11 protein-coding genes are annotated in these 15,782 nt (G+C 40.7%); 6 read left to right on the forward strand and 5 right to left on the reverse strand.

The window, feature by feature from the left end; translation table 11 throughout:
* Positions 1 to 93: 93 nt before the first annotated feature.
* The 4 genes from G626_RS0105025 (at position 94) to G626_RS0105040 (ending at position 5,512) form a co-directional block, all read left to right on the forward strand.
* Complete coding sequence (locus G626_RS0105025) at positions 94 to 1,992, forward strand: carbohydrate-binding domain-containing protein (protein ID WP_022931697.1); 1,899 nt, start codon at positions 94 to 96, stop codon at positions 1,990 to 1,992.
* A 66-nt stretch (positions 1,993 to 2,058) separates the two neighbouring features.
* On the forward strand, positions 2,059 to 3,090 hold the full coding sequence (gene pta, locus G626_RS0105030) for a phosphate acetyltransferase (RefSeq protein ID WP_022931698.1): 1,032 nt from the start codon (positions 2,059 to 2,061) through the stop codon (positions 3,088 to 3,090).
* Positions 3,091 to 3,222: 132 nt separating this feature from the next.
* Positions 3,223 to 3,744 (forward strand): hypothetical protein, encoded by a 522-nt coding sequence (locus tag G626_RS0105035; protein WP_022931699.1) that lies wholly within the window; start codon positions 3,223 to 3,225, stop codon positions 3,742 to 3,744.
* Between the two features lie 61 nt (positions 3,745 to 3,805).
* On the forward strand, positions 3,806 to 5,512 hold the full coding sequence (locus G626_RS0105040) for a carbon starvation CstA family protein (RefSeq protein WP_022931700.1): 1,707 nt from the start codon (positions 3,806 to 3,808) through the stop codon (positions 5,510 to 5,512).
* Here the strand turns inward: G626_RS0105040 and G626_RS0105045 are convergent.
* Together G626_RS0105045 and G626_RS0105050 are read right to left on the reverse strand one after the other, a co-directional pair.
* Positions 5,499 to 7,601 carry a SpoIIE family protein phosphatase gene (locus G626_RS0105045; RefSeq protein WP_022931701.1) on the reverse strand — a complete coding sequence of 701 codons (2,103 nt, stop codon included), beginning with the start codon at positions 7,599 to 7,601 and terminating at the stop codon, positions 5,499 to 5,501. The two genes, G626_RS0105040 and G626_RS0105045, sit on opposite strands and share 14 nt — an antisense overlap.
* Positions 7,602 to 7,689: 88 nt before the next feature.
* Entirely contained in the window at positions 7,690 to 8,814 is a 1,125-nt protein-coding gene (locus G626_RS0105050; protein ID WP_022931702.1) for an aldo/keto reductase, read from the reverse strand.
* Positions 8,815 to 8,973: 159 nt separating this feature from the next.
* Between G626_RS0105050 and G626_RS15470 the strand changes: the two genes are divergently transcribed.
* On the forward strand, positions 8,974 to 9,642 hold the full coding sequence (locus tag G626_RS15470; RefSeq protein ID WP_022931703.1) for a Cof-type HAD-IIB family hydrolase: 669 nt from the start codon (positions 8,974 to 8,976) through the stop codon (positions 9,640 to 9,642).
* Positions 9,643 to 9,713: 71 nt separating this feature from the next.
* On the opposite strand, the gene G626_RS0105060 is transcribed toward G626_RS15470, so the two are convergent.
* From G626_RS0105060 to G626_RS0105070, 3 genes are read right to left on the reverse strand one after another with little or no spacing between them, the layout of a single operon-like run.
* The gene (locus tag G626_RS0105060) at positions 9,714 to 10,115 is read right to left on the reverse strand and encodes an RrF2 family transcriptional regulator (protein WP_022931704.1); all 402 of its coding nucleotides are present in this window, start codon (positions 10,113 to 10,115) and stop codon (positions 9,714 to 9,716) included.
* Positions 10,116 to 10,166: 51 nt separating this feature from the next.
* Positions 10,167 to 10,853 (reverse strand): response regulator, encoded by a 687-nt coding sequence (locus G626_RS0105065; protein WP_022931705.1) that lies wholly within the window; start codon positions 10,851 to 10,853, stop codon positions 10,167 to 10,169.
* Entirely contained in the window at positions 10,846 to 12,471 is a 1,626-nt protein-coding gene (locus G626_RS0105070) for a sensor histidine kinase (protein WP_022931706.1), read from the reverse strand. Before G626_RS0105070 ends, G626_RS0105065 begins: the two co-directional genes overlap by 8 nt.
* 267 nt (positions 12,472 to 12,738) lie before the next feature.
* Between G626_RS0105070 and G626_RS0105075 the strand changes: the two genes are divergently transcribed.
* Positions 12,739 to 15,771, forward strand: coding sequence for an adenylate/guanylate cyclase domain-containing protein (locus G626_RS0105075; RefSeq protein WP_022931707.1), 3,033 nt, complete (start codon positions 12,739 to 12,741; stop codon positions 15,769 to 15,771).
* Positions 15,772 to 15,782: the final 11 nt, after the last annotated feature.

Below are 15,782 nucleotides of genomic sequence, written 5' to 3' on the forward strand. Positions count from 1 at the left end.
CTTTTCTCAGAATTCTCTTAGCGTAAATTCAAGATTTACAGGCTATTGTGATGTAGAGTAAGAAGCATCGAGCTAAAAGCTCAGGAGGATTTTATGAAAAGCACCAGAAAAAACGAAAATAAAACATTAGGCTTTACCCGCTATTTTATTCTATATTTTGGCACTTACATTCTTGCAATACTTTTATCAGTATTTTTCTTTTTATTTACAGGCTGCAGCAGCAGTGTCTCAGACGAAACTGAAGACAACTACTCAGAAAACACAAACGCACAGGAATATGTATACACAGGCTCTGCCACACCATTCTGCGTAATTGCCGATGACCTTTATGAAAACTTTACGGCCGAAGGCACCATTTCTATTTCTCTCAATGAAAACAGCTGGACTGCAAGTTACAGCGGAGACATTACAGAATCTGATGTTACTATTACAGCCACAGATAATTCTTCTGAAGATGAAACAGCAGCCGGTATAGAAATTAAATACAATGGTACAAAAAAAATTAAATACATTCTTTCTGGAAGCTACAGCGGAACTATATTCATTAAAAACAAAAAAGCAGACGCCGCAGTGGTCCTCAACAATGCAAATCTTTCGAGTAATAACGGCGCAGGACCAGTTCTAAGGTTCAAATCAGAAAAGAGAACATTTATTGTTGTCCCTGCAGGAACTACAAATACACTTACAGACAGCCGTAGTCTTTACCAGAGCAATACGATGTATGATGACAAGAAAGGGTCAATTTATTCAAAGGGAAGCCTCATTTTTACAGGTGAAAGTTCAAGCTCTGCCGGTGGAAGTCTTTCTGTAATCAACAATGGTTATAAACATGCAGTTTATTCAAAAGATTATATCCGCATTGCAAACCTTACCCTGAATGTTACAGTAAACAGCACAAGTGGCCGCGACTGCCTGAGAAGTTTGACCGGTGTTATTATTGACAATGGAACAATCTCCCTTACAGGCAAAGGCACTATCACAGATGATGAAAGTGTCGGAATAAAAGTAGAAGGCGAAGATGCTGATGAAGATGCTGTAGAATACACAGCGAGCGCAGGCTTTGTAATTATCAATGGAGGAAACCTCACAATCAACACAATCGCTAAGGGCATTACCGCACACTGGAAATCTTCAGAAAGCGTAATAGGAAACAGCTCTTATACAGCAAGCGCAAATAAGTCTCTGCTCTATACAAGTTTTCTCAACGGCACTTCAAAAACACTTCCAGATCCTTATGTAGAAATTAACGGCGGCAATATCAGCATAACAACAACAGGTACCCCTTATGAAAATAACAGCACAGGCGAATCATGCTCGCCGGAAGGAATTGAAGCAAAGGGTAACCTTATAATCAATGCAGGTGCCATCACCATTAACAGCACAGACGACGCAATAAACGCCGGCGGCAACATAACAATCAACGGCGGCGCCATTTATGCCTGCAGTTCTCAAAACGACGCAATAGACGCCAACGGTTCTAATGGCATTACAATCAACGGGGGAATAATTGTTGCACTTGGAGTAAAAGAACCAGAATGTGCCTTTGACTGCGACAATAATCAATTTAAGATTACAGGTGGTCTTCTCGCAGGACTCGGAACAAATAATTATTCTGCCCCTTCAAACTGCAGCCAGACCACAGCAGTTCTTGGACAGAGTTCTTACGGTAACGCTAACAGAACTATGGCAATCGTAGATGAAGATGATAACCCGGTATTTGTATACACACTGCCTTCAAGTGCAGGTTCAATCATGATTCTTTCTTCACCCGAACTTTCAACTGGAATTGAATATACAGTAAGAAGCAGCGTAAGCGTAGATGGCGGAACTCAATTCCACGGTCTGTACACCAGTCTTCCTTCAATAACAGATGATGGAAGCGAAAGCTTAAGTTTCTCTACAACAAGCAGCAGCTATGTATATACAGATTCATCAGCAGGCACAAACAGAGGGCCTCAGGAAGGAAGCCGCCCGACCTCTCCCGGATTTTAATCAGGCCTCCAGATTACTAATTGTAAAAAAAGCGTCATAGTAGTATTCTAGAGACCGAGGTACATTATGAATTTCGTAGAAGACTTACTTAAAAAAGCTAAGGCTGCTAACAAAACTATCGTACTTTGCGAAGGCGAAGACAAGCGCGTTGTAGAAGCAGCTTCTAAAATTGTAAAAGATGGAATCGCAAAAATCATTTTGATTGGTAGCGATGAGGATATTAAAGCAAGCGGAAGCAATGCTGACCTTTCAGGCGTTACAATCATTGATCCTGCAAAGGATGCAAATGCCGACAAATATGCAGAACTTCTTTTTAAAGCTCGCGAAGGAAAAATCAACAAGAAGACTGGTGCTCCTGAGTATGCTGATGTTGCAGCAGCTAAGGCCGCAATTCTTAAAGACCACACAATGTACGGTGCTTTGATTTTGAAGGCTGGAGATGCAGACGGATTCGTTTCTGGTGCCTGCCACTCAACAGCAAATACACTCCGCCCGGGACTTCAGGTTATCAAGACTGCTCCTGGCTTTAAGACAGTTTCAAGCTGCTTTATTATGGTTGCTCCAGAGGGTGGAAACAAGTACGTTCCAGAGGGAGTTGCCGTATTCGGTGACTGCGCTATCAACATTGAACCTACTGCAGAAGAACTTGCAGATATCGCTGTAGCATCTGCTGACACAGCAAAGAAAATTGCAGGAATTGAACCACGTGTTGCAATGCTTTCTTTCTCTACAAAGGGTTCAGGAAACGACGCTAAATTCTACGACACAGTAACAAAGGTTCAGAAGGCTACAGAACTTGCTAAGGCAGCTGCTCCTGATCTGGCTCTCGACGGAGAATTCCAGTTCGACGCAGCAGTTGCTCCAGAAGTTGGAGAACTCAAGGCTCCGGGAAGCAAGGTTGCAGGTCACGCTAACACCTTCATCTTCCCTAACATCAACGCTGGTAACATCGGCTATAAGATTTGTCAGCGCATGGGCGGCTGGATGGCTATTGGTCCTGTTTGCCAGGGCTTTGCAAAGCCTCTCAACGACCTCAGCCGCGGCTGCAATGTAGACGACATTGTTGCAACTGTAGCCGTTACTGCATTGCAGGCATAAGCGCCTTCTACGGTGGTTTCGATACGCACTTCGTGCTACTCAACCACCGCAACTTTCTTCAATACAACTAAAGTTTTTAATTGACACTTAAACCATCTTTACATATACTAAAAATAATTAGGTATAGTAAAGATGGCGCCTTCAGATGCTATAAAAGTGATACTGCCAGCTTTTGAGCAGTATTACACCATTAAAAAAGAAGAAATTACCCCTCCTTTCTGCGCTGAAGCAGAGTTTCGTTCCCACAACGAACAGTATTTTCTTGTCCGTTCTGCCCATATTGCAGACATAGACTCCAATGAATTTGTTTATTTTGCAGATACATACGTCTTAGACACAGAAAAACTGGAAGAACTCGTAAAGGCTGCCTGGGAAGCAGGTCTTGCAAAGGTAAAACCCTATAACGGACACCGCAATTCAGACGTTTCTCTTTTAATTTTTACGAAATCGATTTCTCCAGAAACAGCAATCAAAATCAAAAAAACAAAGCTTTATAAATCCTATAAATTCAGTCTACACGGCTGGAGCCATTTTAAGCTGGCAGTTTGTGACCTGGGCACTACCGGTAAAGACGGAGCCCCGGAAGTCTTCTCCAACCGCCAGGGCAAGGATTTTATTAAGCTGATTAAAAAGAATTTAAAAAATCCGTCGTGACCCTCTCCCGACAAGATTTTTAAATAAAAACTTATTCGAATTTACGAGGAGGTAAGTTCAAATGACAGCATTATTAATTATTATTGCTGCAATCGTTTTGCTGCTCATCGGCTATATCTGCTATGGCTCATGGCTTGCAAAGCAGTGGGGTATTGACCCTTCAAGAAAAACACCGGCTAACGAAAAGACAGACGGTGTTGACTATGTTCCGGCAAAGCCTGCCGTTCTGATGGGACACCACTTCTCATCTATTGCAGGCGCAGGTCCAATTAACGGCCCAATTCAGGCAGCCGTTTTCGGATGGGTTCCAGTATTCCTTTGGTGTGTTGTCGGAGGTATTTTCTTCGGCGGTCTTCAGGACTTTGGTTCTCTTTTTGCCTCAATCCGCCACGACGGAAAATCTGTTGGTGAAATCATCAAAGATTCTATGGGAACAAAGGCAAAGAAGCTCTTTATCATCTTTGCCCTTCTCGTATTGATTCTTGTAATTGCTTCCTTTGTAAACGTTGTTGCAGGAACCTTCTTCTCTGCAGCAGGTTCATTCGGATTCGTTGGAAATCCTAATGGAAACCAGACAACAGCTATGATTTCTCTTCTCTTTATTGTACTTGCTATTGTTTACGGTATTCTTACAAATAAATGCGGTCTTAAAACACTCCCGGCTACAATCATCGGAATTGCAGGCATCGTGCTTATCACAATTCTTGGTTTGAAGTGTGGATTTGCTATGAGCCGCACAGCATGGATTGTTTTCATTGGTGTATATATTGCAGTTGCTTCTCTCGTACCGGTTTGGATTTTGCTGCAGCCACGTGATTACCTTTCTTCATTCCTTCTTTACGCTATGATGGTCCTTGCCCTCATTGGTATTGTTGGATCTGCCTTCACAGGAAACGCAACCTTTACAATTCCTGCATTCACAGGCTGGAAGACAAACCTCGGAACTATGTTCCCTGCCCTCTTCATCACAGTAGCTTGTGGCGCATGTTCAGGCTTTCACTCTTTGATTTCTACAGGTACTTCTTCTAAGCAGCTCGACAACGAAAAGAATGCTAAGGCTATCGGTTATGGTTCAATGCTTATTGAATCTGCTCTTGGTATTATTTCTTTGATTGCTGTTGGTATGGTATTTGACAAGTACAAGAACGGCGGCTTCGGTTCTCCATCTGCAGCATTTGGTGCAGGTATTGCTATTTTGTTCGGTAACGAAAACTCTGGCGTTTACAACACAATCTATGCTCTTCTTACTCTTGCAGTTTCTGTATTCGCTCTTACATCTCTTGATACAGGTACCCGCCTCAGCCGCTTTATGTTCTCTGAACTCTTCCTTAAGGATGGAGAGGCTACATGGAAAGATGCAACAGGCATCCGCAAGGTTCTTGCTAACCCACTCTTTGGTACAGCTACTATGGTAATCATTGGTTGTATTCTTGGTGGTCTTAAGCTTTCTGCAATCTGGGGACTCTTTGGTGCTGCTAACCAGCTCTTAGCCGGTATTGCCCTGATGGCTGTTGCTGCATGGCTTGGTCAGGCTGGAAAGAACAACAAGATGTTCTTTATCCCTATGATTTTCATGCTTGCTGCTACATTGACTTCACTTGTTCTTACAATTGTAAAGAAGATTGGAGCTATGGCTGCAGGTGCACAGGGTGCATTCTTCTGGGGCAACTGGTTCCAGCTGATTTTCGCTCTTGCTATGGCAGTACTCGCTGTAATCCTCGTTATCGAAGGTGTACAGACATTCGCTAAGCAGGCTAAACGCGCTTAAGAATAATTACAGACACGTCGTCTATGCGCGGCGTGTCTTTTATAAAGTTTTCAAGACCTTTCATTAATTTTTTTGCAATATCTTCAGCACTGTCATCTTTACACTTTTCAAGAATAGTCATAATCGCTTCAATTCCAAAATCAAGCTTTTCTCTGTTCTGCATTTCAGTTATACCGTCGGTATACAAGAAGAGGAAATCGCCGCTATTCATTGTAAAGGACATTTCTGAATAATCTACATTCATACCGCTTAAACCTACAGGACCGGTATATGGCATATCTGCAGTAGGAAGCATTTCTTCTAATGTGTCTTCTTTTGCATTATAAAAGAGAGGATATGGATGGCCTGCATTTGACATAGTTACCGTACAGCTGCCATCTTCATTTTCCTTCATGTTTAAAAGGAGACCGGTAAGATAATTATCAATTTCACCCTTTGCGTCTATAAAACGTTCATTAATAAGCTTAAGACACTCTGCTACACTTTGACCATTCTGCAACAACTCATTATAAGTCTGCTGAATGATATTTTCTGCAAGCATAGTTACAAGGCTTGCTGCAACACCGTGTCCAGAAGCATCAAAAAGAGAAATACCGTTTAATTGTTCTCCCTCGTGATAGAAATTATAAAGGTCACCGGAAACAAGCGAAAGCGGCTCATAACGTACCGCAAAGTCCCAATTTTTAAGCGGATGTTCAGGAGCATGAAAATACTTCTTTTGAACAATTGCAGCCATACGCATATCTTTAAGAGATTTTTCACGGTCATGCTCAAGGCGGCCGTTTACATCAGTAAGCTGCTTTGTCTGCCTTTTAATTTCATCTTCAAGACTATGATTAAGATATTCAAGACGGTTTGCAATTTTACTGTAATCAATACAGAAGTAAATAAAGATTATGATGATTACACCTGTCCAGCCAAAAATCGAGATAAAAGGCAGTTTTATATTTCTGAAGGCACCCTTAATAATAACATCAATTCCCATTACAACAATGAGGAAGAAAACGGCACCTAAAATAAAACGAACCTTAGTCTGCTGTTTAGACTCAGTCTTTTTAATAGCTGCAATTGCATAACCAATAGAAATAAAAAGACCCAGGCAGGAAAGCGGAATCAGCAGCAGAGTCTTTTTTACAAGCCAGAGGTAATCAGGCGCAAGAAGCACCAGTATTGTACTTACAATAAATGAAAGATATTGAATGGCAGTTTCAAAAGTATTGAGTTTCTTTTCAATGAAGGAACAGATAAACATTGAAAAAGCAAAGGCCATACAGAAGAAACAGATACTCTTGGCAAACTTAACATAATAGAAGAAAGGAACACCACCATGAAAACCTGCCCATGGCAAATCTGTTATAAAGAAGACAGAAAAGAATAAAGCTGTAAAGAAATTTAATAAACCAAAGCGTCTGTAACTTACTTCCTGCTTATAGATAAAATAAAGCATCAGGAAGAAGAGCCCGCACAAAAGCATTACACCTTCAAAGAAGATATAAAAGCGGCTGCGCCAGAAGGTCATATTATCCGAGGTACGCCAGCCATCCTGTCGAAGGCCTACAAAAACTCCGTCTGTAATTGTTGCATGGCCGAGACACTGAACCTTAATAAGAATTGTATTCTTTCCTTCCTGATTCAGATACAATTCCGGAAAATCAAAAAGATGGGCAACATAACCCGCTTCCTGATTTACAGGGTCGTCCGGACTATCTCCCATTACACCATAATCATCAATATATTTTCCATTTAGATAGAGAATATCTGCATAATGCAGATATGGAATAACCATTGAAAGGTCATCATTTTTTAATTCCGGAATCAGTTCAAACTCTGCCTTGAGCCATATGTATTTACCTTCAATGCCTACAAGGTCCATCAGGTTTTTATAACCCATATTATCAAGATGTTCAAACTGAAGGTTCTCAGCATCTTCCGGTTCACTTGCTGCATCTGTTAAAGCCCAGTAAAAATCATCATCAAGATATATTCGTGGAACTGATTCGTCTTGACCACAGGAAGAAAATAAAAAGAGAGAAAAAATAAAAATAAAGACAAAAACAAGCCGTGAAGCGAAAAATGCGCACTTTTTCATATTACAATTTACCGTAGATATATTGTAACAGAGGAAATAAAGATTTTCAAATTAATTTAAAACATTACAAATCAAGCAAATATAAGGCTTATGCAAATGTTTCAGCCACTTTTTTCAGTTCTTCTATAATGCTGATTTTCTGAGGACAGTGCCCTTCGCAGTTGCCGCAGCCGACACAGTCAGCCGGGTTACCGGTCTTTTTAAGCTCCTCGTTAAAGTGCCATTTGTAAGAAGCAACGCCATATCGCTTTGCTTCATTTGCAAGTTCAAACATTCTAGGAATGTTGATATTCTGAGGGCATCCACCATTTGTTTCATCCACACAATAACGGCAGCCTGTACAAGGAACTGCAATAGTAGATTTAATAAGGTCCGTAGCCTTTTGAACACAAGCCTGCTCTTCTGCATTAAGAGGGACAAAATCCTTCATGTAGCTCATGTTATCTTCAAGCTGTTCCATATTACTCATACCACTGAGAACAACAAGAATATTATCCAGGCTTGCACAGTAGCGCACCGCCCAGCTTGCAACGCTTGCCTTAGGATTATAATCAGTAAAGATTTTCTTTGCGTCCGGCATGATATTTGCAAGACTTCCACCCTTAATAGGCTCCATAATAGAAACCGGAATTCCATAGCGTTTACAGATTTCATAGCACTTGCGGCTCTGAACACCTTCGCTTTCCCAGTCAATATAGTTAATCTGCAGCTGAACCAATTCAACTTCCGGATGCTTACTCAAAATCATTTCAAGAACCTCAGCACTGTCGTGGAAGCTGAAGCCCGGATGTTTGATTTTTCCTTCAGCCTTCATTTTCTGCATCCATTCAAAGCCACCAAGCTTTTCTGCAGTTTCGTAAACATCTTTATTAAGGGCATGCAGGAAGTAATAATCAAAATATTCTACGCCACATTTTTTTAGCTGCTCATCAAAAGTTTTCTGAAGGTCTGCTGGATCTGTTTTTCCCCAAAGAGGCATTTTTGTAGTAACCTGGAACTTTTCGCGGGGATAACGCTTTGCAACAAGCTCGCCGAAAACGCGCTCAGAAAATCCTCCGTGATAAACCCAGGCTGTATCAAAATATGTAAAGCCCTGAGCCATATAGGCATCAATCATTTGGCGGGTCTTTTCAAGGTCAATATTACCCCAGGTTTTATCTTCCGAATAAGGAAGTCTCATAAGTCCAAATCCAAGTTTCTTAATGCTTTCCATTTTTACCTCCATTTTTATTATATATTATAAAACTTCAGAAGTGTTGTAAAAAAAGCGACTTAAATTGTAAAAAAAATTTAGGTAAAATTCCCCATAAACAGGCAGCAACATTTTGTTGATTTTTTTGAAATCAGGGTTATAATAAAGACAGTTAAAGTTATGAAAGTTAACGATAAAGTTATAAGTGAAGCAGATATCGAAAACATAAAGATTGCCGTACAATCAAGGCAACCAGTTGATTTCTTCTGCTATACACTTACTCCTGAACAGAAGGAACGTTTTCTCAAGATTCTCAAAGTTTTCCTGGAAGAATGCGATCAGGATTATCTCTTTAACTATCTTTCATACTGTCTTTTCGAACTTCTTGATAACGCAAGCAAAGCAAATGCGAAGAGAATCTATTTCAAAGAGCACAACCTTAACATAGACAACGAACAGGATTATAAAAACGGGATGAAGGCTTTTAAGGAAAACCTTGATGAAAACACCCTTCATTACGAAGCAGAACTCGAAGCCGTACATCTCGAAGTACATCTTCTTCTTTCTGCAGATGATATAATCTCCATAACAGTTTCAAATAACACTAAGATTACTGATAATGAATTAAAGCGAATTAAAGAAAAAATAGAAAAAACCAAGGTTTACACAACCATGGCCGATGCAATGAACGACATTGACCAGACAGAAGGTTCCGGCCTTGGTATTATTACAGTTTTAATTATGCTTAAAAAGATGGGACTTGCTTCAGACAATCTCAAATTTACTACAACAGATAACGAAACAATCGCTACAATTGTAATTCCTAAAGACACTTTTGAAGAAATCTAAACACACATGTCATGCTGAACTCGTTTCAGCATCTTCCACATGAGATCCCGAAACAAGTTCGGGATGACATTTTATTTCATCAAATCAGCTAAAGTAACACTATCCAGATAATTTTCAACTAAATCATCAAGCTTAGTCCACAAAGGCAGGGTTCTGCATACAGCCTTTCGCGGACATTCAGGTGCATCTTTTTCAAGACAGGCAACTGGCGACAAAGTACCTTCTGTAAGACGCAGGATATCACCTACCCTGTATTCTTCCGGTTTTTTATTAAGTTTGTATCCGCCGCCTTTACCATGCACCGCTTCTACAAAACCATTTTTTGAAAGCAGAGTCATAATAGCTTCTATATATTTTTGAGAAATCGCCTGACGTTCTGCGATTTCTTTTAGAGGAGTTCTATCCTGTGTATGCTGTTCAGCAAGATCAATCATAACACGAAGAGCATAGCGGCCTTTTGTTGAAACTATCATTTATCTACCTTCCTTGTATATAAGTAGATTATAACAGATTATTTAGAGAATTCAAGCCATACGGTAGAGCATACTTGGACGTCCGCCGGTTTCGTAATTGATTTCTGCCTTTACCTGTTTAGTTTCAAGCAGATAACTCATGTAATGACGCACAGTTACACTTGAAAGCCCCACCTCTTCCGAAATCTGGTCTCCGGTAACCCAGCCGCCTTTATTTTTCATAAAATCAATAAGAAGATTTAATGTTTTTTCCTGAATACCCTTTGGCAGTTCCTTATCCACAATGCGGGCAGATCCCTGGTTAGATATAAGGCTGTCTACATAGCTCTGATCAATTGTCTGGTTTGCGGCTCTGAAAGCTTCTTCATTTGCCATAAACTTTTCTAAGGCCACCTGAAAACGCTCGTAGGCAAAAGGTTTAATCAAAAAATCAATTACACCAAGGTGCATTGTTTCTTCAAGTGTTGCCGGATCATTTGCGGCAGTTACCATAATCACTTCGCAGTGCAGCTTATTTTCCCGGATTTTTTTGAGGGTCTCTACACCATTGAGATATGGCATAAATACATCCATAATCACAAGATTAATGCCTTCCCCTTCCGGTCCGGTTAAAAAGTCCAGCGCCTCCTGACCGTTACGGCAGGTTTTTACAACACAGAAATCCTTGTTCTTACAGACATACTGTTCATTTATCATAGCGACCATAGGGTCGTCTTCAACAATCAGAACCTTATACATAACTACCCTTTAATAATACCATAAAAGAGCTGCCTATGTCTTTCTCTGATTCAAAAGAGATTGTACCGCCAAGACTTTCCACAAGCTGCTTTGTGTGATACATACCTACACCGCGTCCGCTGCCCTTTGTAGAAAAGCCTTTTTCAAAAATCCTGTCGCCGATTTCTGCAGGAATACCGCAGCCGGTATCGCGGACAGTAATTAAAAGCTCGCCAGGCTTTGTAAAAACACCAAACTCAAGCTCTCGCGGCCGGTCGTTGTTCAGGTTCATGTTCATTGCGTCCAGAGCATTGTCAATTAAGTTTCCGGCAATTGTTACAAGGGCTTCGGAAGGCACTGCAACTTCCGAAGACTTAAAGCGGATTCCATCTTTTAGAATAAACTTTACATTACATTCAGAAGCCCTGGCAATTTTACCAATTAAGAGGGCAGCAAAAGAGGCATTGTCTACGGCGTGCATAACCGTGCTAAGAGTTTCTCTCTGAATAATGGAAATATTTTCGATATATGAAACAGCCTTATCATATTCGCCAATCTGAATAAGGCCGAGAATTACATGAAGCTTGTTTGTAAAGTCGTGATTATTAGCCCTCATGGAATCTACCAGATACTTTGTACCGGCAAGCTCTTCCATAAGCTTTGTGTATTCGGTACGGTCATGTAAAAGGGCAACCGCGCCGCTTATAATTCCGTCTTCCTTTACAGGGATGCAGTCTATTAAAAGGGCTGTACCGTTTTCTGTTTCGGTCTGAATACCAAAATCGGCGGTACCGCTGGAAATAACCTGAGAAAGGTATTTTTCGGCAAAAACAGCCTGCTTTATCAGGCTTACTTTTTCATCACAGTGTTCAGTTGAATCTGTTTCATCGCAGCCCAGCATTTTTTTGGCAGCCTTATTTGAAAACTCTATATTATTGTCGCTGTCTACGGCAATTATTCCGTCGTATGTAGATTCAAGTATGTTTTCACGAATGCGGTACATTGAAGTAAAGGTGTCTGGTTCATAACCGAGAAGGCGCCTCTTTAATTTTCTGGAAAAAGCGCGGCATATTGCAATTTCTATGATTATTGCAGCCAGAGTTACAATCACAAATAAAAGAACAATTTTATAAGTAAAGGAACGGATAGATGTTTTAAGCATGATTGTCATTATAAAACCTATGTAGTTCCCATTTTCATCATAAACCGCAGAATAAGAACGGCGTTGTGGACCGGAAGGACCAATATCACTTTCTGTATAAAAACCCTTTTTGTGACTCGTAAAATCAGGATGAGTTCCGTCATATTCCTTACCAATAAGGTTATGATTTGTATGATAGATTCTTATATTCTGAGTATCGACTATTGAAATAACGTCTACATCCGCCAGCTCCGCTGCAATCCCGTCCATAGTAATACACAAGTCGCGGCGGGGCGCCTCCTTCATAAATCCATAAATTCGCGTAATAAGGCCGGCAGTTTCCTGCAGATTCTGGTCAAAGGCTTTATCGCTTGCATTTACATTTACAACCGCGCCGCCAATGCTCATAAAAATAGTGGTCACAATAATCAGAATCAGCTGTATGCGCTGAATCTCATGACGAATATCAGTAAGACTGTTTTTTCTCTGGTTCTTCATTCTATGATTATAATAGCAAAAAAAACGGATTTTTAAAGACTTTTGTAAGTTAAAAAAAAACAAGGTTCCCAGACAGTAACACTAGAAGGGAACCTTGCCGTCCAGCGTTGCTGGACATCGGAGAGAGTTTATCAGCTTATTTACAAGCTGTTTATAATATAGCAAATTCATTATTTCTTGTCAAATTTTTTATGAAAAAATTCACCAAATTTTTACAAAAAAGTGAAAAAATTTGCATTTATACAAATTCTGACTGATAATATTTATATGAAAAAGTTATTTTTTTCTATAATATTCCTTTCAATTTCACTTTCGTGCTTCTCTCAAAACAGATTTTTTGATAATTATGTTTATCAGTCCTGGAGCGATTTTGGAGGGCTTTCGGGCACCACAGCAAACGATATTTATCAGACAAATGACGGATATATTGATATAGGAACCTATGAAGGTCTGGTTAAATTTGACGGAGTTGAATTCAGTACCTTAAACCGTATTTCAGACAAAAGCTACGGCTTTGCTTCCGTAAGAACAATAATTCAAGATGGCCGCCGTGACATCTGGCTGGGCTCAAATGACGAAGGTCTTCATAAACTGTCAGACGCCGGAAATAAAATATATACTGTTGAAAACGGACTTCCAAACAATTCTGTACGAACTCTTTGCGAAGATAAGCGTGGAAATATCTGGGTTGGAACTGCCAGCGGTGTTGTTTACATTACCCCCGATGGAAAACTTATAAATCCACAGTTTGGTCCGGGAACTACTGCAAACGGCGTAATTGCTTCTCATCTTTACTGCGACAACGACGGCAGAATCTGGCTTACAACCTCTAACGAAAACGGTCTTTTTATCTGTGAAGACGGAGTTTTCCGCACTCTCGACGTCTTTGAACCTTATTCAACCTATTTTGCAACAGCAATTTTTCAGGACCAGGAAGGAACTTACTGGATAAGCCTTGGAGAAAAAGGACTTGCATGCTTAAAAGGAGACAAGGTTACACTGCTAAAAACAAATACACTTCTTGACAGAACTCCAGCCTGCACTATTCTTCAGGACAAAAGCGGAGTTATCTGGTTTGGAACGGAGCATGGCCTTGCAGTTTACGCAAATGGAAAATTTGAAGAATACAAGGGCGCTCAGGCGCTTGCCGGTTCAAACATAAACAAAATCATTCAGGACCGGGAAGGAAACATCTGGTTTGCCACAGACAGAAACGGCATTGGAAAAATGACTCTGGGCAAATTTAAAATGCACAGGCTGGGCATAACCGTAAACTGTATTGCAGAAGCCCCAGACGGAAGAATCTGGGCTGCTACAGATAAGGGAGTTCTGTGTTTTAAAGATGATGAAGCCCAGGAAAATGAGCTTACAAAATACACAAAGGGGCTTCGTGTTCGCCATGTAGAAGCTACCCCGGATGGTAAACTTCTTGTAAGCTGCTACACAAAGCCCGGCCAGATTATTTACGACGGCAAAAGCATTAAGAACTGGGACTCAGACAATGGCTTAGCCGGCAATAAGGTTCGCGTTGCAATTCAGACAGAGCCGGACGAATATTACGTTGGTACAACAACAGGCTTAAGCATTATTCATAAAGACGGCTCTATCAAAAATTTCAAGCAGATTACAGGTGAACTCGAAACCGAATACGTTATGGCAATTTACAAGGATACTCACGGAGTAACCTGGATTGGAACAGATGGCGGCGGAATCTTCCTTATGAAAGATGAAAAAGTCTTTTCTCACCTCACCTCTGCAGACGGAATTGCCGGTAACGTAATTTTTAAAATAAATCAGGATAAAGAGGGAAACTTCTGGATTTGTACCGGAAGCGGAATTACCCGCATAGAAGATTTTGATTCTACAAGAAAAACAAGATTAAACTGCTGCACCATAAACTCTGAAAATGGAATCGGTACAAACTCTGTTTTCCAGATAATGTTCGACAATATGAACAATGCCTGGATTACAAACAACCATGGAATAGCTTCTATTTCAATGGCAGAGATTGCAGACTTCCTTGCATCAAAAAGAGAAGTTCTTACTACTCAATATTACAACAGAAATGATGGTCTTGATTCCGATGGTCCTACCTCTACTGCCCGTGCAATCATAGACAGCCTTGGCCGCCTCTGGATTCCTCTTGTAGACGGCATTGCCGTTTACGATCCTCAGAAGGTTCAGAAAAATTCTATTCTTCCACTGGTTCAGATTGAAACAATCACCGTGGACTCTACAGTTTACAAACACTCAAGAGACATGATTATCTTAAAGCCGGGTACAAAACGAATTGATATAAAATACACAGGAATCTCTTTTGATGCTCCTGAACGACTAAGCTTCTCTCATATGCTTACAGGCTTTGAAACTGATTACACTACCCCAAGCGCCGAGCGTGTTGTTTCTTACACAAACCTGACACCGGGAAAGCATTCCTTCCTGGTTTATGCAATAAACGGAAACGGACTGCAATCCAACAATGAAGAAATGATGTTCTTTTATCAGAAGCCTTATCTCTGGCAGAGACCTCTTTTCTGGGTTGTCTTAATAGCCGCAATGGCAGGTTCTGCAATAGCTTACTTCTTATGGCGTGAACAGAAAATCAAGATGGAAAACCTCCGCCTGGAAGCACTTGTTCAGGAAAGAACTGCCGACCTCAAAATTGAGAAAGATAAATCAGATATGCTTCTGCGTTCCATTCTTCCGGACAAGATTGCAGACAAGCTTAAAAAGATAGACGGAAATAAATCCTTTGGTGAAGACTTTGAAAACGTTACCCTCCTTTTCTCTGACATTGTTGGCTTTACAAAAGTTTCCAGCGGACACAAGGCTCAGGAAATTGTAAAGGCCCTGAATGAACTCTTCAGCCGTTTTGATGAAAGAGCCAAGCAAATGGGTGTAGAAAAAATCAAGACAATCGGGGATGCCTACATGGCAGCCTGCGGTATACCGGAACCGAACGAAAATCATGCCCGCATAATGGTAGATTTTGCAAAGGGTATGCTGCAGGATCTGGAAGAGTACAACAAAAATGCAGACATTCAATTCCAGCTTCGTATTGGCTTAAACTGCGGTCCGGTAACTGCAGGAGTTATTGGAACCCATAAATTCATTTATGATGTATGGGGCAATACCGTAAACGTTGCCAGCCGAATGGAAACGGCGGCAACTCCAGGCGGAATAAGAATTACAGATACACTTAAAAAAGAGCTTTCCGGCCAGAAAGGCTTAAAGTTCAGCAAGGCTATTGAATGTGAAGTAAAAGGTAAAGGCCTCATGAAAACCTATGATATTTTATAAGGCAGAAAGGA

The sequence above is a fragment of the Treponema bryantii NK4A124 genome, from assembly GCF_000421345.1.
Classification (GTDB): Bacteria; Spirochaetota; Spirochaetia; order Treponematales; family Treponemataceae; genus Treponema_D; species Treponema_D bryantii_B.

Coding starts and splice junctions, on each gene's coding strand:
- pta (WP_022931698.1), top strand. CDS start 2,059: ATGAATTTCGTAGAAGACTTACTTAAAAAAGCTAAGGCTGCTAACAAA.
- G626_RS0105060 (WP_022931704.1), bottom strand. CDS start 10,115: ATGATAGTTTCAACAAAAGGCCGCTATGCTCTTCGTGTTATGATTGAT.
- G626_RS0105075 (WP_022931707.1), top strand. CDS start 12,739: ATGAAAAAGTTATTTTTTTCTATAATATTCCTTTCAATTTCACTTTCG.
- G626_RS0105025 (WP_022931697.1), top strand. CDS start 94: ATGAAAAGCACCAGAAAAAACGAAAATAAAACATTAGGCTTTACCCGC.
- G626_RS0105040 (WP_022931700.1), top strand. CDS start 3,806: ATGACAGCATTATTAATTATTATTGCTGCAATCGTTTTGCTGCTCATC.
- G626_RS0105065 (WP_022931705.1), bottom strand. CDS start 10,853: ATGTATAAGGTTCTGATTGTTGAAGACGACCCTATGGTCGCTATGATA.
- G626_RS0105070 (WP_022931706.1), bottom strand. CDS start 12,471: ATGAAGAACCAGAGAAAAAACAGTCTTACTGATATTCGTCATGAGATT.
- G626_RS0105050 (WP_022931702.1), bottom strand. CDS start 8,814: ATGGAAAGCATTAAGAAACTTGGATTTGGACTTATGAGACTTCCTTAT.
- G626_RS0105045 (WP_022931701.1), bottom strand. CDS start 7,601: ATGAAAAAGTGCGCATTTTTCGCTTCACGGCTTGTTTTTGTCTTTATT.
- G626_RS0105035 (WP_022931699.1), top strand. CDS start 3,223: ATGGCGCCTTCAGATGCTATAAAAGTGATACTGCCAGCTTTTGAGCAG.
- G626_RS15470 (WP_022931703.1), top strand. CDS start 8,974: ATGAAAGTTAACGATAAAGTTATAAGTGAAGCAGATATCGAAAACATA.